Annotated in this window: 15 protein-coding genes and 1 riboswitch; of the genes, 7 read left to right on the plus strand and 8 right to left on the minus strand. The window is 75.0% G+C overall.

Annotated features, from left to right (window positions below; all coding sequences use genetic code 11):
- Nucleotides 1-45: 45 nt before the first annotated feature.
- Nucleotides 46-1,104, minus strand: a complete 1,059-nt coding sequence (locus NF338_RS18350) for a 1-acyl-sn-glycerol-3-phosphate acyltransferase (RefSeq protein WP_264032064.1) — start codon at nt 1,102-1,104, stop codon at nt 46-48.
- Entirely contained in the window at nt 1,101-1,946 is an 846-nt protein-coding gene (locus NF338_RS18355; protein WP_264032065.1) for a patatin-like phospholipase family protein, read from the minus strand. The genes NF338_RS18350 and NF338_RS18355 overlap by 4 nt, the downstream gene beginning before the upstream one ends.
- Before the next feature lie 81 nt (nt 1,947-2,027).
- Here NF338_RS18355 and NF338_RS18360 point away from each other — a divergent pair, with 81 nt between their 5' ends.
- Entirely contained in the window at nt 2,028-3,287 is a 1,260-nt protein-coding gene (locus tag NF338_RS18360; RefSeq protein WP_264032066.1) for a DUF6350 family protein, read from the plus strand.
- A gap of 677 nt (nt 3,288-3,964) precedes the next feature.
- Here NF338_RS18360 and NF338_RS18365 read toward each other — a convergent pair.
- The 3 genes from NF338_RS18365 to NF338_RS18375 all read right to left on the minus strand — a co-directional run bounded on the left by NF338_RS18365 (nt 3,965) and on the right by NF338_RS18375 (nt 7,561).
- Nucleotides 3,965-5,455 carry an MFS transporter gene (locus NF338_RS18365; protein WP_264032068.1) on the minus strand — a complete coding sequence of 497 codons (1,491 nt, stop codon included), beginning with the start codon at nt 5,453-5,455 and terminating at the stop codon, nt 3,965-3,967.
- A gap of 59 nt (nt 5,456-5,514) precedes the next feature.
- The gene (locus tag NF338_RS18370; RefSeq protein ID WP_264032069.1) at nt 5,515-6,855 is read right to left on the minus strand and encodes a M20/M25/M40 family metallo-hydrolase; all 1,341 of its coding nucleotides are present in this window, start codon (nt 6,853-6,855) and stop codon (nt 5,515-5,517) included.
- Nucleotides 6,856-6,937: 82 nt separating this feature from the next.
- A complete protein-coding gene (locus NF338_RS18375) occupies nt 6,938-7,561 on the minus strand; it encodes a hypothetical protein (protein WP_264032070.1) in 624 nt (207 codons plus the stop codon).
- A gap of 138 nt (nt 7,562-7,699) precedes the next feature.
- Between NF338_RS18375 and purN the strand changes: the two genes are divergently transcribed.
- Nucleotides 7,700-8,341 carry a phosphoribosylglycinamide formyltransferase gene (gene purN / locus NF338_RS18380; RefSeq protein ID WP_264032071.1) on the plus strand — a complete coding sequence of 214 codons (642 nt, stop codon included), beginning with the start codon at nt 7,700-7,702 and terminating at the stop codon, nt 8,339-8,341.
- On the opposite strand, the gene NF338_RS18385 is transcribed toward purN, so the two are convergent.
- Nucleotides 8,338-8,928, minus strand: coding sequence for an ArsR/SmtB family transcription factor (locus NF338_RS18385; protein WP_264032072.1), 591 nt, complete (start codon nt 8,926-8,928; stop codon nt 8,338-8,340). The two genes, purN and NF338_RS18385, sit on opposite strands and share 4 nt — an antisense overlap.
- 102 nt (nt 8,929-9,030) lie before the next feature.
- On the opposite strand from NF338_RS18385, the gene NF338_RS18390 reads away from it, so the two are divergent.
- Nucleotides 9,031-10,455 carry an MFS transporter gene (locus tag NF338_RS18390; protein WP_264032073.1) on the plus strand — a complete coding sequence of 475 codons (1,425 nt, stop codon included), beginning with the start codon at nt 9,031-9,033 and terminating at the stop codon, nt 10,453-10,455.
- A 3-nt stretch (nt 10,456-10,458) separates the two neighbouring features.
- Nucleotides 10,459-10,547: riboswitch (ZMP/ZTP riboswitch) on the plus strand.
- A 62-nt stretch (nt 10,548-10,609) separates the two neighbouring features.
- Complete coding sequence (purH, locus tag NF338_RS18395; protein WP_264032074.1) at nt 10,610-12,259, plus strand: bifunctional phosphoribosylaminoimidazolecarboxamide formyltransferase/IMP cyclohydrolase; 1,650 nt, start codon at nt 10,610-10,612, stop codon at nt 12,257-12,259.
- A 61-nt stretch (nt 12,260-12,320) separates the two neighbouring features.
- Here purH and NF338_RS18400 read toward each other — a convergent pair whose 3' ends face one another.
- The gene (locus NF338_RS18400; RefSeq protein WP_264032075.1) at nt 12,321-13,697 is read right to left on the minus strand and encodes an NAD(P)/FAD-dependent oxidoreductase; all 1,377 of its coding nucleotides are present in this window, start codon (nt 13,695-13,697) and stop codon (nt 12,321-12,323) included.
- Nucleotides 13,698-13,751: 54 nt separating this feature from the next.
- On the opposite strand from NF338_RS18400, the gene NF338_RS18405 reads away from it, so the two are divergent.
- Nucleotides 13,752-14,180 carry a DUF3017 domain-containing protein gene (locus NF338_RS18405; RefSeq protein WP_264032076.1) on the plus strand — a complete coding sequence of 143 codons (429 nt, stop codon included), beginning with the start codon at nt 13,752-13,754 and terminating at the stop codon, nt 14,178-14,180.
- A gap of 70 nt (nt 14,181-14,250) precedes the next feature.
- On the opposite strand, the gene NF338_RS18410 is transcribed toward NF338_RS18405, so the two are convergent.
- On the minus strand, nt 14,251-15,324 hold the full coding sequence (locus tag NF338_RS18410) for an MIP/aquaporin family protein (RefSeq protein WP_264032077.1): 1,074 nt from the start codon (nt 15,322-15,324) through the stop codon (nt 14,251-14,253).
- A gap of 374 nt (nt 15,325-15,698) precedes the next feature.
- Here NF338_RS18410 and NF338_RS18415 point away from each other — a divergent pair, with 374 nt between their 5' ends.
- Both NF338_RS18415 and NF338_RS18420 read left to right on the plus strand, forming a co-directional pair.
- The gene (locus NF338_RS18415) at nt 15,699-16,916 is read left to right on the plus strand and encodes an NADP-dependent isocitrate dehydrogenase (protein ID WP_264032078.1); all 1,218 of its coding nucleotides are present in this window, start codon (nt 15,699-15,701) and stop codon (nt 16,914-16,916) included.
- Between the two features lie 135 nt (nt 16,917-17,051).
- Complete coding sequence (locus NF338_RS18420; RefSeq protein WP_264032079.1) at nt 17,052-18,038, plus strand: malate dehydrogenase; 987 nt, start codon at nt 17,052-17,054, stop codon at nt 18,036-18,038.
- Nucleotides 18,039-18,048: the final 10 nt, after the last annotated feature.

The following is an 18,048-nucleotide window of genomic DNA, read 5'->3' on the forward strand; positions in this document are numbered from 1 at the left end:
GTCCGCCGGTCGCGGGGCGTCGTGCGTCCGGGCCGACGCCCGACGTCAGGTGGCCGGGTCGCGGTCGCCGCTCGGGACCGTCGGCGCTCCCGAGGCGGCCAGCCACGCGTCGAGGCGCACCCACTGCGCGTAGAGCCACGCGGCGCGCTCCTCGTCGCCCGCCGGGAGCGCGTCGCGGGGCGTCGCCCAGATCTTGAGCGTGAGGCGCTTGTCCATCGGGAGCTCGCGCCAGATGTCGCGCACCGTGACCAGACGCTCGAGGCCGGTGTGCGCGACGACCGCCACGCCCGTCGTCGGCGTCGCGTCGAGCGCGGCGAGGAACCCGCCCACGTGCGGCGCCATGACGTGCGGCATCCCCTCGGCGAGGACGGCGAGGTCGTCCTCGCCGGACGCGCGCAGCGCGGCGATCCGGGCGTCCCGTCGGCGCGGCGTGACGTTCCCGCCCTCGGGGAAGAGCAGCACGGCGGAGTCCGGCGCGAGGTCGGTGGCGAGAGCGGCGACCGCCTCGCTGCCCGACGGCGCGCCGTGCGGGCGGCGCGAGCGCGGCACGACGAAGTACGCGGGGACGCGGTGGAGCAGGACGTCGATGGCGGGGTCCCACTGGAGCGTGTCCTTGAGCACGACGCGCGGCTCGCGCCCCGCGGCGTTCACGATCCGGTCCATGAGCACGAACGAGTCACCGGGTCCGGCGTGGCGGCTCACCACGAGCACCGGTGCCCCGTCGAGGCCCTCCGCCTCGCTGAGGTCGACGTCGATCCGCAGGCGTAGCGTCCAGCGCACCTGCCAGAACAGCACCGACAGCATCCGGCCGGCGAGCCGCACGTGCGCGCGCCGGAACGCGGGCCGGTGCAGCGCCCACCCGAAGCCCGAACCCACCCAGAGCCCGAACAGGGCCACGAGCGCGGCCGCGTCCCAGACGACGTAGAAGCTCGCGACCCACAGCACGCGCGGGGCACGGAGCCGGCCAGGGAGGGCCCAGCTCACGATCCCGCCGACGAGCAGGACGAGCATGATGCTCGTCGGGACGAGCAGCACCGCGAGGACGACGACGGCCGGCGCGAGCACCAGCCGGCGGACCCACCGGGGCGGAGGCGGGACGTTCACGCGTCCCCGCCCAGCTCGTCCAGGTAGCGGCGCGACGCCGCGTACGACGAGGCGGCGCGGGCGCGCGTCGTGTCGAGCCGACGCGACGACGAGAGCCGGTCGTCGCCGGGCAGCGGTCCGCCGCTCGGCAGGACGTGGACGGTGACGTCGTCGGGGACCTCGGCGAGCTCGCGCGCGAACCGGTGCCGTCGGGAGATCTCGAACGTCACCTTCGCGACCTCGACCGCGGTCCGGGGCGGCCGCAGCGGCTCCTCGATCCGCCCGACCTGGAGCACCCAGACCGTCCGCGCGCCACGGCGCACGGCCTCGCCCAGCGGGATCGAGGAGACCACGCCGCCGTCGACGTAGTGCTCGTCCCCGATGCGCGTGGGCGGCAGCGCGCCCGGGACGGACGCCGACGCGAGCACGGCCTCGACGAGCGGGCCGTCGCTGAACCAGCGCTCCGCCGCCCGCTCGATCGACGCCGCCGCGACGACGAGCGGCACGGCGAGGTCGGCGAACGTCGTGCGCTCCCCGAGCACCTGGCGCAGGAGCGCGCGCAGGGGGGCAGGGCTGGCGAGGTGGGTGCGCGTCGTCGCGAGCCGGTGCACCTGGCGGTACCAGGCCTCGCCGTAGACCTGCGCCGCCGCGGGCGACGACCACGCGGACTCGAGACGCGGGACGACGGCGGGCGTCGGGTCCGCAGCGAGCGCCGCCCCGTTGATCGCGCCGATCGACGTCCCGACCACCAGGTCGGGCGTGATGCCGCGTTCCAGCAGCGCGCGCAGCATGCCGATCTGGACCGCGCCGCGCACGCCTCCGCCACCCAGGACGAACGCGGTGGGGGCGGGCGCCGTCGTCATGGACCGATCGTAGGCGCGGGTAGGCTGGCGCGCCGGGGCGAATGCCACGTACCGACCACTCGATCGACGACGATGGGCACCATGAGCACCACCAGCACGACGCGTGGTGCGCGCACGCGCACCGTGGACGGCAGCCCGGCCCCCGCACCGGTCGTGGTCCGGCGCGGGCCGTCCGGCGTGCTCGCAGCGCTCCAGGCGCTCGCGCTGTCCCTCGCGGTCGTCGTCCTGCCGGGTGTCGTGGCCTTCCTCGCGTCGTCCACCGGGTCCTCCGAGGGCACGGGGTGGGGCCAGTCGGTGACGATCGCCGCGGGCTTCTGGCTCCTCGGCCACGGGGTCCCGCTCGTCGCGAGCGGGACGACGGTCACGCTGGTCCCGCTGGGGCTCACCGCGCTCGCGCTGTTCTGCTGTTTCGCGTCCGCGCGCCGCTCCGCGCACACGACCCTGTCCGCCTGGGTCGCGGGCACCGCGACCTACGCGCTCGCCACGCTCGGCGTCGCGCTCCTCGCCGGGTCCACCCCGCCGTGGGGCCTCGCGGTCGCCGTCGTCGGGGGCGCGCTCGTCGGCGGGCTCGGCCTCGGCGCCGGGATCCTCGCGCGGCCGGACGCTCCGTTCGTCGGCGACCTCACGCAGCGGCTCGACGGGTGGCTCCCGCCGTCGGTGCGGCTCGGGCTGCGCGGCGGCCTGCTCGGCACGAGCCTGCTCGCCGGCGTCTCCGCCGTCGTCGTCGGGGCGTGGCTCGTCGCCGGGCGCGCGACGTCGGGCGACATCGTCGCCGGGCTCGTGCCCGGGACCGTCGGCGGCATCGTCCTCGCGCTCGCGCAGCTCGCCGTCCTGCCGAACGTCGTGGCCTGGGCGGGGGCGTGGCTCGTCGGGCCGGGCTTCGCCGTGGGCGAGGGCAGCACGTTCGCCCCGACCGGCTCCGAGCCCGGCGCGCTCCCGGCGATCCCGCTGCTCGGCGCGCTGCCCGGCGACGACTGGACCAACCCGTTGACGCCCTGGGTGCCCGCGGTCGTCGTCGTCCTCGGGGTCGTGGCGGGGGCGTTCGTCTGGCGCCGCCTGCGCGACGTGACCGGCACCCACCCGGACGACGACGTCCGGTGGCTCGACGTCGGTCTCGCCCTGGGCGGTGTCGCGCTCGGTGCCGGCCTGATCGTCGGCGTCGTGAGCTGGCTCGCGGGCGGAGCGGTCGGGCCCGGGCGCCTCGAGGTCGTCGGCGCCGACGCGCTCGTCGTCGGAGCCCTCGCCGCGGCCGAGATCGGCGGCGGCGCCGCGCTCGCGATCCTGTGGTCGCGGCTCGACGTCCTGGGCCGCCGCCACGCCGACCCTGACCTGCCGACGTAGAGCCGCGTTCCGCCGAGGTAGAGCCGTGGTTCAGCCTCCGGCCCGCCGGGTTGGGTCCGCGGTGGGGGCGGCCTCGGTGCTCGGGGCTGCGGCGCCGTCACCCTGGTCTGTCGGCCGTGGGTTCTAGGAGCGCCGCTCTGACGCCCCTTCGCATCCGAGCCCACCCCCACCGCTCGGCCGTCGTCTGGCCATGGCTCGGCGAGCCGACCAGGCGGTCCTGACAGGCCGAACAGCCGACCGTGGCTCGTCAGACGACCAGGACGAACCGAGACCCACCTGTTCGGCGTGATGTGGCGACGACAAGGTCGCCTCGCGATCTCGACGCGACCCACGACCCGCAGCCGCGGCGCAGCGGTGCGGCGGTGTCGTGCCGAGGCCGGATGCGGCAACGGGAACCTGAGTCGCGAACGGACACCGCGGGTAGTCGCCCGGGTGAGTGCCGACCAGGGCGAGAGGACGCCGGTCGGGGTGGGTGGTGGTGCCGCGTCGTGGCGGGCCTGGCGGGAGCCGCGAGGAACGAGCGGCGGATGGTAGACGCGGCACCACCACCCACCCCGACCACCCAGGCCAGCCACACGCCGTCGAACACGACAACCACGGCTCTACCTCGCGCAACCACGGCTCTACCTCGGCGGACTGCGGTTCTCACGGGCCGAGCGTGGGTCATCTCGGGAGGTTCAGGCGGTCGGTGACGTGATTGCGGGCTTGCCTTCGACGGGGGCCGCGGCGGCGGGGTCGGTGAAGGCCCGGCGCGGCACGACGGCGAGCAGGAGGACGGCGGCGACGAGCGCCGTCGCGCCGCAGACGACCCAGACGGTGACGTACCCGCCGAACGATCCGGCCGTGCTCTCGGTGGCGCCGCCCTGGAGCGCGGCGCCCGCGAGCGCGATGCCGAAGACGCACGACGCGATCGCGCCGCCGACGGTCTTCACGGAGTTGGTGAGGCCGGTCGCGACGCCGGTGAGCGTCGGGGGCGCGGCGGCGGCGGCCGCGGCGGGCAGTGCGGCGACCAGAGCTCCGGAGCCGAGCCCGACGATCACCATGTTGGTGAGCACGTTCGCGTACGTCCCGTGGAACGGCAGGAAGAGCAGGAAGCCGACGCCGACGAGCGTGGACGCGCCGACCAGGGTGAGGCGCGGCGTCGCGCGCCGGGCGACGCGGGGGTAGGACAGCGCGCCGACGATCATGCCGACGAGGTAGACGCCGATGAGGAGGGACGTCTGGAAGCCGGTCGTGCCGAGGCCGTACCCGTGCTCGGTGGGATCGGTGCGCGCGAACGTCGACAGCGGCGCCTGGGCGCCGAGCACGGAGACGCCGAACAGGCCGGCCGTGAGGAACACCGGGCCCAGCGTGGGGGAGCGGAACATGCGTACGTCGACGAGCGGGTCCTCCTGGCGCAGCTCCCACCGGGCGAACGGCCACAGCAGCGCGACGCCGAGCACCACGAGCGCCCACGGCGCGACCGCGGCGACACCTTCGAGGCGCAGCAGGCTGAGACCACCGGTGAGCGCGAGGAGTGCGAGCGAGACGAGCACGAGGCCGACGGTGTCGAAGCGTCCGCCTGCCGGGTCCGGGGACTCCTTCACCCCGAGCAGCACGACGACGAAGCACACGACGACGAGCAGCGCCGGGACGAGGAGCACGACGCGCAGCGGCAGCGCGTCGACGAGCGCACCGCCCGCGAGTGCGCCGAGGATGGCGCCGGTCTCGAGGGCCGCGACGAGGACGCCCGCGGCGCGCGCGGTGACGGCGGCGGGGTTCGCCAGGCGTCGGGCGCGCGACCACACGAGCGCGATCTCCAGGGGCAGCCACACGACGTAGAACCCCTGCACGGCCCACGCGACGAGGAACACCGCGAACGAGTCCGTGAACGGCAGGACGAGCGACGCGGCCGCGGTGACCGCCGTCGACCACAGGAGGATGCGCCGGTGGCCGACCATGTCGCCGAGCTTGGCCAGCGCGGGCACGACGAGGGCGGACAGCATGAGCTGGGAGCCCTCGAGCCAGTTCACGTCGGCGTCGTGCACGCCGAGGTGTCGCGCGATGTCCGTGAGCATCGGCGTGTAGTAGCCCTGGAGGACGCCGCTCGTCAGCTCGACGAAGGCGAGGAACCCGACGACGCCGGCCAGTGTCGAACCGGCGAGGCGCCCGGTGAGCGAGCGAGCCATCGCTGCTCCTTCTGCGTGGGAGGCGCGCGTCGTCGCGTGCCCCGTGAGGTGGGGGAGCGTCAGGGTAGCCGCTCGAGCAGGGCACGGTGGAACCGTTCCCCCCGCTCGAGCTCGGCGACCTCGACGCGTTCGTCGACGCCGTGGATGGTCGCGCGCAGCTCGGCGGACATCGCCAGGGGTGCGAACCGGTACACGGCGGGCGCGAACCGGTGGAAGTGCCGCGCGTCGGTCGCCTGCATCGTGATGTAGGGGGCGGGGAGCGCGTCGGGGTGCGAGACGCCCACGCACGCCGCGAGGAGAGCGAACCGCTCGTCGTCCACGGGCGACTCGGGGGAGGGTTCGCTCGCCTCGACGACCTCGATCTGGACCTGCCGGTCGTCGACGCGCCGCCGGACGCGCTCGACGGTGCCCGCGACGGTCTCGCCGAGCGCGATCCGCAGGTTGACGGTCGCGGACGCCTGCGACGGCAGCACGTTCGCGGCCGTGCCGCCGGAGAGCATCGTCGGCGCTACGGTCGTGCGGACGATCGCCGCGGCCTCGCCGCCCATCGCGGCGAAGGTCTGCGCGGACACGGGCGGCGCGGCGGCCAGGGCGCGCAGCGCGGTGCGCGCCGGTCCGCTCGCGCGGTCGGAGAAGATGCGGAGCATGCGCGAGATCGCGACGGGCGTGCGCGCGGGGAAGGTGCGTGGGCCGAGGCGCTCGACGGCGCGCGCGACCCGCCGGACCGCCGTCGTCGTGGGCGGCGCGGAGGCGTGGCCGCCCTCGCCGCGCGCGGTGAGGCGCAGCGTGAGCACGCCCTTCTCGCCGACCCCGATCATCGCGGCGCTCCCGGGGACCAGGGGGAGGGGGGAGTCGGTGACAGCGCCGCCCTCGTCGAGCACGAGCCACGGGATCACGCCGCGGTCGCGCAGGGTCGTGGCGATCGCCGCGGCGGCCGCGCCGTGCGACTCCTCGTTGCCGCCGAACGAGAGGTAGACGTCCCGCGCGGGTGTGAAGCCTGCGGCGAGGAGGTTCTCGACCGCCTCGAGCACGACGACGAGCGGCCCCTTGTCGTCGAGCGCGCCGCGCCCGTGGACCCAGCCGTCGGCGACGCGCCCCTCGAAGGGCGGGTACGTCCAGGCGTCGCTCTCGTCGACGGGGACGACGTCGTAGTGCGCCATGAGCACGAGCGGCGCCTCGTCGGACCGGCCGCGCCACCGGTAGAGCAGCCCGAGGTCGGTGATGCGCTCACGGTCGAGGTGCGCGTGGACCAGGGGGTAGAGCTCGGGGAGGAGGTCGACGAGCTCGTCGAAGGGCGCGAGCCCCCGCTGCTCCAGCTCGGCGGACACCGTGGGGATCCGGACGAGGCGGGCGAGCCGTTCGTCGCTGCCCGGCCGAGGGGTCACGGTCGTGGTCGTCATGGGCACACCCTAGAGACTCGATGTCACGAGCAGGTGACGGAGTCTCATGTCGGGTGTCTCGGGCGGTCCCGGACCTAGGTCGTCACGACGACGCGGGTGCCGGGGTGGGGAACCAGCGCGCGAACTTCTCCTCCAGCGCGTGGGTGCGCTCGACGTCGCAGCGCTTCTCCGCCGAGACCGTGATCGCGCCGTCGAGGCACTGCTGGTGCGCCAGCGCGACGTCCCACGTGACGAGCGTCGAGACCATCTGCAGCGCGAGCATCGCGGAGAGCCCGACCCCGATGCCCAGCGCCGGGACGAGCGCGCCGCGCACGCGCGCCCGCCAGACGGCCACGAGCGCGCGGATGCCCACGACGATCGCCCCGAGCGCGAGCGCGAGGCTCACGGCCTGCCACGGGAACGGCATGGTGCTCACGACGATCACGGAGAGCAGGAGCAGGCCGAAGTGCAGCACGCGCCGGGTCGCCTGCCGTGCGAGCTCGGGGTCAGGTTCCGCCGGCTCGGGCGGCGCCGGAGGCCTACCCTCGGCGGGCGCGTGCGGGGCCGGCCACCCCGGCGGGGGCGGGGGGAGCGGGGCACCCGGGCCGGGGCCGGCGCCGGGCGGGACCGGCGCGTCCGGACGCGCGCCCTCCTCCGGCGGCTGCGGCGGCTCGGGTCGAGGCTGCTGCGGCGCGTCGGGACGGGGCGGTGCGTACGGGTTGCCCACGGGCAGCTCCTCGGTCGGTCGGGCGGCTCGCGGTACATTCTCCCATCGGAGACCGGGTGCCCGGGAGGGCCCCCGCCCCCGCCCGCCGAGCCCGACGCTCGAGCCACCCTGAGCCACCCCGACCCCCGCAGGAGCACCGTGCAGACGCCGTCCGGCCACCCCGTCGAGTCCACCTCCGCCGCCCGCGTCGTCGTCCTCGTCTCGGGCGCGGGCAGCAACCTCGCCGCGATCCTCGCCGCGCACGACGACGCCGCCTACGGGGCGCGCGTCGTGGGCGTCGTGTCGGACAAGGCCGACGCGGGCGGTCTCGACCTCGCCCGCGAGGCCGGGATCGCCGCCGTCGTCGTGGCGCCGGGGGACTTCGACGACCGGGCCGCGTGGAACGAGGCGGTCGCGCAGGCGGTCGACGTGTTCCGGCCCGACCTCGTGGTGCTCGCCGGCTTCATGCGCATCCTCGGCCCGGCGTTCGTCGGGCGCTTCGCGGGCCGCACGATCAACACGCACCCCGCGCTCCTGCCGTCGTTCCCGGGCGCGCACGGCGTGCGGGACGCGCTCGCGTACGGGGTGCGCATCACGGGGTGCACCGTCCACGTGGTCGACGACGGCGTCGACACCGGGCCGATCATCGCCCAGGTCGCCGTCCCGGTCGAGGACGGCGACGACGAGTCGTCGCTCCACGAGCGCATCAAGGTCGCAGAGCGCGCGCTGCTCGTCGAGACGGTCGGCCGCGTCGCGCGCGAGGGCCTGCGCGTCGAGGGCCGCCGGGCCCTGCTGGGCTAGGCGCCGGGGTCCTCCGCGTCCTCGCCGGTGGCCTCGCCCGCGGGCGGGAGGTCGCGCGGCGCGAGGACGGCGAGGGCCTGGTAGGTCTCGCGACGCTCCTGGGGCGCCGCGCGCCCCTCCTCGAGCGAGCGCGCGGTCCAGCGTTCGAGCAGCTCCGCGAGCTCGCGGGACATCGTCGCTGCCTGCTCGGCGGTGAGCACGAGCGTGCTGAGCGCGAGGATCCGGTCCTCGCGGGACCCGGTCTGGCTCCCGCGCCGGAACGTCTCCTCGGCCCAGGCCAGGGCGGGGCGCACCACGTGGCGTACCGCGTCAGGTGTGCCCGGCTCGACGGCGTAGCTCTGCGCCACGTTCTTCCACACCCGGTCGCGGCGGTCGCGCGCGTGCTCGGGCGCCTCGACGATCATCCCGGCCTTGGCGAGCACGCGCAGGTGGAAGCTCACGGAGTTCGCGGGCTCGCCGGTGGCCTGGGCGAGGTCGGCGGCACGCGCGTGCCCGAGGACGGCGAGCTCCACGAGGATGCGCTGCCGCAGCGGGTGCGCGATGGCCCGCAGCGCTGCGGGGTCCTGGACGCGGAAGGTCTCGAGCACAGGCCGAGGCTAGCAACGCCCGGTACCGCGCACGCGGAGGTGCGCACAAACAGGTGCGCAACGACTATTGCGCAAGTGGAGTTGCGCACCTAGGTTCGTGCCATGACGAACCCGCCTGCCGCCTCGGTCGAGGACCACCCGCCCACCGGCCCGTCGTCGACGGCGGCTGCACCCGACCCCGCCGTCCCGGCCGCCGAAGCGCCGGACGCCTTCTCGCCGGTCGCCGCCCCCGGCGGTGCCGTCCCGCCGTCGCTCCTGCGCAACCGGTCGTACATGCTGCTCATGACGGGGATGACCGCGGAGTCGCTCGGCGCGGGCGTCGCGCTCTTCGCCGTGCCGCTCGTCGCCTACGGGATCACGGGCTCGGTCGTGCAGGCGGGCTTCGTCGCCGCCGTCGGTCAGCTCGGTGCGCTCCTCGCGACGCTGCCGGCCGGGGTCGTCGCGGACCGGGTCGACCGGCGGCGGCTCATCACCGTGTCCGCGAGCGTCGGCGCGGTGCTGTGGGCGACCGTCGCGCTCGCCGCGGGGCTCGGCTCGCTCACCGCCTGGCACCTCGCGGCCGTGCTCTTCGGGGCGTCGGTCGTCGGGGCGCTCGTCGACCCGGCCACGAGCGGGGCGTTCCGGTCCGTCGTGCCCGTGCCCCAGCTGCCGACGGCGCTCGCGGCCGTGCAGGGCCGCGACGCCGTCGCGAGCCTCCTCGCCGGGCCCCTCGGCGGCGTGCTCTACGCCGTCGCGCACGCCGTCCCGCTCGCCGGCGCCGCGATCGGGCACCTGGCCACCGCCGTCTGCACGGGGTTCGTGCGCGAGCCGCTCAACGGCGACGTCGCCGCGGCGCGCGCGACCCGACCCGCGGAGGCGCTGCGCGAGGGGCTCCGGTTCGTGTGGTCCGTGCCGCTGTTCCGCGCGCTGCTCGGCCTGTTCGTCGTCATCAACGTCGCGTTCGGCGGGCTCATGGTCGGGATCAACCTCGAGCTCGTGCGCACGGGCACGGCTCCGCTCCTCATCGGCCTCGTCGACCTCGCCGTCGGTCTGGGCGTGCTCGTCGGCGCGGTCCTCGCGCCCCGGCTGGTCGCGCGGTTCCGGGCGGGCGTCCTCGTCGTCGGCGCGCTCGGCACGCTGGCGGCGGGCGCCGTCGCGATGGCGGCCCTGAACTCGTACGTCGGGTACGTCCTCCTGCTCCCGCCGGCGCTCCTGCTGGTCCCCGCGGCGAACGCCTGCTTGTCCGGCTACGCGGCCGCGATCACCCCGCCGCAGCTCCAGGGGAGGCTCTCGTCCGTCCTCGGGCTGACCGGCCTCGCCGCCGGACCCCTCGTGCCGCTCGTCGGGAGCGGGCTCCTCGAACGGTTCGGGCTCGGGACGGCGCTCGTGGTGCTCGCGGGGCTCCTCGTCGTCACCGTCGCCGTCCTCAGCACGGTCCGGTCGCTCTGGCGGGTCGGCACCCCGGACACCTGGGCCGACGACGCGGCCGACCTCGCCGCGTCGGGCGTCGTGCCGGGCGAGCCCGTGGCGGCCGGCACGGGCCGGTAGACTCGTCCCGGCCGCGACTGGCGAGGGTGGGAACGACCACCGGGGAGCGGCCGGATCAACCTGCTGGTGCGTCGACCGCCTGGGCGCCTGGGTTCAGCCACTCGGTACCGGTGCACCGCCGGACCGCGACCGCGACCCAGAGGAGCCCCTCGTCATGTCCCACCCGGCCCCGCACGTGCCCTCCGCACCCGACGTCCAGCTCGCCGACGACGCGCAGCGCCCCGTGCGGCGCGCGCTCCTGAGCGTCTACGACAAGACGGGCCTCGTCGAGCTCGCCACCGCGCTCCACGCGGCAGGCGTGGAGCTGGTCTCCACCGGCTCCACCGCGTCGACGATCGCCGCCGCGGGCGTGCCCGTGACGAAGGTCGAGGACCTCACCGGGTTCCCCGAGTGCCTCGAGGGCCGCGTCAAGACGCTCCACCCGCGCGTGCACGCCGGGATCCTCGCGGACTCCCGCAAGGCCGACCACCTCGCACAGCTCGACGAGCTCGGCATCGCGCCGTTCGAGCTCGTCGTCGTCAACCTGTACCCGTTCGCCGCCACCGTCGCGTCGGGTGCCGGGCCGGACGAGGTCGTCGAGCAGATCGACATCGGCGGCCCCTCGATGGTCCGCGCGGCCGCGAAGAACCACCCGAGCGTCGCCGTCGTCGTCGACCCGGCCCGGTACGACGACGTCGTCGCGGCCGTGCGGGACGGCGGGTTCACGTTCGCCCAGCGCAAGCGCCTCGCGGCGCAGGCGTTCGCGCACACCGCGCAGTACGACGTCGCCGTCGCGTCCTGGTTCGCGTCGTCGTACGCGCCCGACGACGTGGCCTTCCCCGCGTTCACGGGCGCCACCTGGGAGCGGGCCGACGTCCTGCGCTACGGCGAGAACCCGCACCAGCAGGCCGCGCTGTACACGCACTGGCGGGGCGGGCTCGCCACGGCGACCCAGCTGCAGGGCAAGGCGATGAGCTACAACAACTACGTGGACGCCGACGCCGCGCGCCGGGCCGCGTTCGACCACTCGGGCCCCGCCGTCGCCGTCGTCAAGCACAACAACCCGTGCGGCGTCGCGACCGACGCCGACATCGCGGTCGCCTACCGCAAGGCGCACGCCACCGACCCGGTGTCCGCGTACGGCGGTGTGGTGGCGGCGAACCGTGTGGTGACGACCGAGCTCGCCGAGGCGCTCAAGCCCGTGTTCACGGAGGTCGTCGTGGCGCCGGGCTACGAGGACGGCGCGCTCGAGATCTTCGCGTCGAAGAAGAACCTGCGCGTCCTCGTGCTCCCGGAGGGAGAGCAGGTCGACCCGGTCGAGTTCCGTCCGATCTCGGGTGGCCTGCTCGTCCAGACGGTCGACCACATCGACGGCGTCGTGACCGCGGAGGACGGCACCGTCACCGGCGGCGACGACCCGCAGCACTGGGCCCTCGTGACGGGCGAGGCCGCCGACGACGCGACCCTCGCCGACCTCGCGTTCGCGTGGCGCGCGATCCGCGCCGCGAAGTCGAACGCGATCCTCCTCGCGCGCGACGGGGCCGCCGTCGGCGTCGGGATGGGGCAGGTCAACCGCGTCGACTCGTGCCGCCTCGCGGTCGAGCGCGCCAACACCCTCGCCGACGGCGAGGAGCGCGCGCGGGGCGCCGTCGCGGCGTCCGACGCGTTCTTCCCCTTCGCCGACGGCCTGCAGATCCTGCTCGACGCGGGCGTCCGGGCCGTCGTCGCACCGGGAGGGTCGATCCGCGACGCCGAGGTGATCGAGGCGGCGCAGGCGGCGGGCGTGACGATGTACTTCACGGGCACGCGCCACTTCGCGCACTGACACGACCCTGCTCGACGGCCCCGCTGGTCTCCGGACGGGCGGGGCCGTCGTGCACCGGGCGTCAGACCAGGGCGTCGCGGAGGCGGCGGGTCGGGTCGAGCGCGACGTCGAGGTCGACGCGGAGGTGGCCCGTGCGGTTCATCGCCTTGCGGACCGGGCCGACGTCGCGCGGCGAGTCGACGAGGAGGACCGCCCGCACCTCGGTGACCTGGCGCCCCAGGCCGCCGTCCGCCGTCGCGCCGCCGTCCGAGGTGGAGCCTGAGGCCGCCCCCGGGGCGAGGTAGAACGCGGCCCAGCCCTGGTGGCCACCGGTGCCGCCGGACGCGTCGCCACGGAACAGGACGGCGTCGCCCTCGGCGGGAACACCGAACAGGGCGAGGTCGTGCCCGAGCTGCTGGGAGAACACGTAGGGGGCGTGCCCGGGACCGTCGGGCTCGTCGCCGAGCAGCGCGGCGACGGTCGCGTCCGGGTCGTGGAGGGCGGCGGACCAGTGGCCACCGGGCACCGCGCCGAGCTGCGGGTGCTCGCGGGTCGCGCAGTCGCCGACGGCCCAGAGCCCGTCCAGGCCCGGCACGGCGCCGGTGGCGTCCACGGGCACGCTGCCGCGCACGTCGCGCGGGACCGCGCCGTCGAGCCAGTCCGTCGCGGGGCGGGCGCCCACGGCGGCGAGCACGAGGTCGGCGGGCAGCTCGCGCCCGTCGGCGAGCCGGACGCCGTCGGGCCGGACCTCCGCGACGGCGGCCCCGGTCACGAGCTCGGCGCCCGCGGCCGCGTACCAGGGCGCGAGGTGCGCGCCGACGGCCGGTCCGAGCTGGCGCCGGAGCGGGGCCTGCGCGGCCTCGAGGACCGTGACGTGCGCACCCGCGCCGGCCGCGACCCCCGCCAGCTCGGCACCGATCCAGCCGGCGCCGACGATCACGAGGCGGAGCCCGGGCCGCAGCGCGCCGCGCAGGGCCTCCGCGTCCTGCGCGGTGTGCAGGAGGCGGGCGTGCGCCCAGCCGTCGGGCCGCACGGGCGTGGAGCCGACCGCGAGCACGACGGCGTCGGCGGAGCGGCGCTCGCCCGACCGGGTCGTGACCTCCCACGCGCCGCCCCCGGGCGTCGAGCGACGCTCCAGCCGCGCCGCCGGGTCGGCGAGGCGGACCTCGTCGGCGAGGGCCTCGACGTCCACGCCCAGGTCCTCGGCCAGCCACGCGGGGCTCGGGCGGCTCAGGAGCTCCTTCGACAGCGGCGGCCGGTCGTACGGAGGAACGCCCTCCGCACCGAGGAGCGTCACGCGCCCCGTGAAACCTCGACGCCGGAGCGCGCTGACCGTCTGGGCGCCGGCGAGCCCCGCACCCACGACGAGGACCGACCCGGGCGCCTCCGGGTCCGCCGCGGGAGGGGACGCGCGGTGCGCGGCGGGTGGTGGGAGGACCGGCGGCTCAGCGGACGACATGCACCTCACGCTAGGTCACGACGGTAGGCTTCCGGACGTGGAAGGTGCAGCAGCGTGACCGACGTCACCGCGGACGGGGGGACGCGGCACCGACCGCCGGCCACGCTCGTGCCGGCGTGGCACCACGTCGACGACGAGCCGGGAGACGGGGAGGCCCCCGCGGGGGCGCGACCCGACGACGAGACCCAGCCGCCGGTCCCGGAACCGCCCGCGAGCCTCGCCCCCTCGCGCCAGCCGGCGATGTGGCTCGTGCTCGCCGGCGTCGCGGTCTCGACGCTCGTCGCGGTGCTCGTCGGCGCGCGCGCCGGCTGCTTCACGCTCGCCGGGCTGCTCGCCGTGGCCGGGGTGTGCCGCGCGGCCGTCCCGGGCCCGGGTCCCGTGGGGATCACCGTGCGCTCGCGCGGGCTGGACGTCTTCTTCTTCCTCGCGCCCGCCGTCGTCATGGCGTTCCTCGCGCTGACCCTCGACCAGGGCGAGATCTGATCCCTGCGGGGGCAGACGACGACGGGCCCGGACCGCGGTCGCGGTCCGGGCCCGTCTGGCGTGCGGGACGTCAGGCCTTGGGGGCCTCGTCCGTGCCGGGGGTCTCGTCCGCCGCGGGGGCCTCGGGCTCGTCCACCTCGACGACCTCGACGACCTCCTCGACCGCGACGACGTCGCCGTTCTCGTCCGTGACGACGACCTCCTCCTCGACCACGGCGGCGACCGCGCCCGCGCCGGCCGCGCCGGCCGCCGCGGAGTACGCCGGGGCCTCGGCCTCGGACAGCGTGACGACCTGGTCCTCGCCGAGGAGGTCGTCCTGCTTCGGGGCGAACGCGAAGGCGCGGTAGAACAGACCCGCGATCGCGGCGCCGAGGAGCGGCGCGACCCAGAAGACCCACTGCTGCTTCCACAGGTCGCCGTCGCCGGCGAAGACCGCCGAGGCCATCGAGCGGGCCGGGTTGAGCGACGCGTTGGTGATCGGCGCGGCGACGATGATGAGCGCGGTCAGCGTGAGACCGATGACGACCGGCGCGTACTGGACGCTCGCGCGCTTGTCGGTGACGCCGAGGATCACGCCCACGAACACGGCGGTGACGATCGTCTCGATGAGCAGCGCCTGCACGAGGCCGAACTCCGTGCCGCCCTGCGACGCCGTCGCGAGCGAGGAGAAGCTGCCGTACCCGTTGGCGGTCGCGACGAACACGCCGCCCCGGCCGTCCTGGCCGAGGAGCTGCGGGAGCGTCGAGGGCACGGTCGCGAGCAGGACGAGCCCGGCGAGGATCGCGCCCACGAGCTGGGCGACCCAGTACGGCAGGACGTCGCGCCACGCGGTGCGGCCGCCGATCGCGGCGCCGAGCGTCACCGCCGGGTTGAAGTGGCCGCCGGACACGTTGCCCACGGCCGCGGCGCCCGCGATCACCGCGATGCCGCCGGCGAGGCCGACGGCCAGGGCGTTCTGCTGGCTGACGAACGTGTAGAGCGCCACACCGACGATCGCGAGAACGAGGAAGAACGTGCCGAAGACCTCGGCGCCGAGGCGCGCGAGGAGGCTGGGCTGGACGACGGCGACGGTCTCCGTCGGCGCGGGGCGCGGGTCGTCGACGAAGCCCTCCGGTGCGCCGGGAGCGGTGGTGTCCTGGGACATGATCATCCTGTCTGGTTCGGTGGGTACTTTCGGGCAGTCCCGGCCCGGCCGCCACGGTGCGGCACCGGGAGGCGGTCGGGACGACGGCACGATGCCTGACCGAGTGCCCGGCCATTCCGGCATCTGGGGGCATCTTGCCACCACCACCCGGGAGATGTGTGGAAATCAGCGGTGCTCCACCTGAGAACGGACGGCCCGTCTCACGATGCGGTCGGTTCGCCGGGGACCGCGAAAGTATCTTGACGTCGAGAAGTCGAGTACCCTGGACCGCGGTCAGCAACGCCCCTGTGTGCGACGGACCGGGCCCCACGGGCCGCACGGTCGCCGTCCGGCTCCCGGGGGCACCAGTCCCCGACAGTTGGAGCGATCTGCGCATGGGCAAGATCAAGGTCGTCAACCCGGTCGTCGAGCTCGACGGCGACGAGATGACGCGCATCATCTGGCAGTTCATCAAGGACCGCCTCATCCACCCGTACCTCGACGTGGACCTCAAGTACTACGACCTGTCGATCCAGAACCGCGACGCGACGGACGACCAGGTCACCGTCGACGCGGCGCACGCGATCAAGCAGTACAACGTGGGCGTCAAGTGCGCGACGATCACGCCCGACGAGGCGCGCGTCGAGGAGTTCGGCCTCAAGAAGATGTGGGTCTCGCCCAACGGCACGATCCGCAACATCCTCGGTGGCGTCGTCTTCCGCGAGCCCATCATCATCTCGAACATCCCGCGCCTCGTGCCGGGCTGGAACAAGCCGATCATCATCGGCCGTCACGCCCACGGCGACCAGTACAAGTCGACGAACTTCAAGGTCCCCGGCCCCGGCAAGATCACGATGACGTTCGAGCCGGCCGACGGGTCCGAGCCGCAGAAGTTCGAGGTCGTGACCATGCCCGAGGAGGGCGGCGTCGCGATGGGCATGTACAACTTCAACGAGTCGATCCGCGACTTCGCGCGCGCCTCGTTCGCGTACGGCCTCCAGCGCGAGTACCCCGTGTACCTCTCGACGAAGAACACGATCCTCAAGGCCTACGACGGCGCCTTCAAGGACATCTTCCAGGAGGTGTTCGACGCAGAGTTCGCCGAGGCGTTCGCCGCGAAGGGCCTCACCTACGAGCACCGCCTCATCGACGACATGGTCGCCTCGGCCATGAAGTGGGAGGGCGGCTACGTCTGGGCCTGCAAGAACTACGACGGCGACGTCCAGTCCGACACCGTCGCGCAGGGCTTCGGCTCGCTCGGCCTCATGACGTCGGTCCTCATGACCCCGGACGGCCAGACCGTCGAGGCCGAGGCCGCGCACGGCACCGTGACCCGTCACTATCGCCAGCACCAGCAGGGCAAGCCGACGTCGACCAACCCGATCGCGTCGATCTTCGCCTGGACCCGCGGCCTCATGCACCGCGGCAAGCTGGACGGCACGCCCGAGGTCACCGAGTTCGCGCAGACCCTCGAGGACGTCGTCATCAAGACCGTCGAGGCCGGCCAGATGACGAAGGACCTCGCGCTCCTCGTCGGCCCGGACCAGGAGTGGCTGACGACCGAGGACTTCCTCGCCGCGCTCGACGAGAACCTCAAGGCGCGCCTGGGCTGATCGCCCTCAGCGCTCCCGACGGCGGCGCCCCTGCTCGCAGGGGGCGTCGCCGTTCGTCGTCCCTGCGCCCGCGCACCCGCCGCGGCCGGGATCGCGTCGCGCTCCGAGGCGGTCGCGTTGTGGGAGAGTGAGCGCATGACTTCCCCCGTGAACGTGACGGTGACCGGCGCGGCCGGTCAGATCGGCTACGCACTGCTCTTCCGCATCGCGTCGGGCCAGATGCTCGGCCCCGACACCCCCGTGCGCCTGCGCCTCCTGGAGATCCCGCAGGGCGTCAAGGCCGCCGAGGGTACCGCGATGGAGCTCGACGACTGCGCCTTCCCGCTGCTCGCGGGCATCGACATCTTCGACGACCCGACCGCCGCGTTCGAGGGGACGAACGTCGCGCTGCTCGTGGGCGCGCGCCCGCGCGGTCCGGGCATGGAGCGTGGCGACCTGCTCGAGGCCAACGGCGGCATCTTCAAGCCGCAGGGCCAGGCGATCAACGCGGGCGCGGCGGACGACGTCCGTGTCCTCGTCGTCGGCAACCCGGCGAACACGAACGCGCTCATCGCGGCGTCGAACGCGCCGGACGTGCCGAAGGACCGGTTCACCGCGATGACGCGCCTGGACCACAACCGCGCGCTGACGCAGGTGGCCAAGAAGGCGGGCGTGCCGGTGTCGGAGGTGCGCAAGGTGACGATCTGGGGCAACCACTCGGCGACGCAGTACCCGGACATCTTCCAGGCGGACGTCGCAGGGACCCCGGGCGCGCGGCTCGCGGAGGACCGCGAGTGGCTCGAGAGCACGTTCATCCCGACGGTCGCGAAGCGCGGCGCGGCGATCATCGACGCGCGCGGCGCGTCGTCGGCGGCGTCGGCGGCCAACGCCGCGATCGACCACGTGCGCGACTGGGTCCACGGCACGCCGGAGGGCGACTGGACGAGCGCGGGCGTGGTGTCCGACGGGTCGTACGGGGTTCCGACGGGCCTCATCTCGTCGTTCCCGGTGGTCTCCCGCGGCGGGTCGTGGGAGATCGTCCAGGGCGTCGAGCTGTCGGAGTTCTCGCGCGGGCGCGTCGACGCGTCGGTCGCGGAGCTCCAGGAGGAGCGGCAGGCCGTGGAGCAGCTCGGGCTGGTCTGAGCCGGGCTCC

This window comes from Cellulosimicrobium sp. SH8 (assembly GCF_025818875.1).
Classification (GTDB): domain Bacteria; phylum Actinomycetota; class Actinomycetes; order Actinomycetales; family Cellulomonadaceae; genus Cellulosimicrobium; species Cellulosimicrobium cellulans_D.

What these genes read in the sequence shown, in the direction of transcription:
- NF338_RS18400 (WP_264032075.1), bottom strand. Translation starts at nt 13,697, where the DNA reads ATGTCGTCCGCTGAGCCGCCGGTCCTCCCACCACCCGCCGCGCACCGC.
- NF338_RS18390 (WP_264032073.1), top strand. Translation starts at nt 9,031, where the DNA reads ATGACGAACCCGCCTGCCGCCTCGGTCGAGGACCACCCGCCCACCGGC.
- NF338_RS18370 (WP_264032069.1), bottom strand. Translation starts at nt 6,855, where the DNA reads ATGACGACCACGACCGTGACCCCTCGGCCGGGCAGCGACGAACGGCTC.
- NF338_RS18410 (WP_264032077.1), bottom strand. Translation starts at nt 15,324, where the DNA reads ATGTCCCAGGACACCACCGCTCCCGGCGCACCGGAGGGCTTCGTCGAC.
- purH (WP_264032074.1), top strand. Translation starts at nt 10,610, where the DNA reads ATGTCCCACCCGGCCCCGCACGTGCCCTCCGCACCCGACGTCCAGCTC.
- NF338_RS18365 (WP_264032068.1), bottom strand. Translation starts at nt 5,455, where the DNA reads ATGGCTCGCTCGCTCACCGGGCGCCTCGCCGGTTCGACACTGGCCGGC.
- NF338_RS18360 (WP_264032066.1), top strand. Translation starts at nt 2,028, where the DNA reads ATGAGCACCACCAGCACGACGCGTGGTGCGCGCACGCGCACCGTGGAC.
- NF338_RS18355 (WP_264032065.1), bottom strand. Translation starts at nt 1,946, where the DNA reads ATGACGACGGCGCCCGCCCCCACCGCGTTCGTCCTGGGTGGCGGAGGC.
- NF338_RS18415 (WP_264032078.1), top strand. Translation starts at nt 15,699, where the DNA reads ATGGGCAAGATCAAGGTCGTCAACCCGGTCGTCGAGCTCGACGGCGAC.
- NF338_RS18420 (WP_264032079.1), top strand. Translation starts at nt 17,052, where the DNA reads ATGACTTCCCCCGTGAACGTGACGGTGACCGGCGCGGCCGGTCAGATC.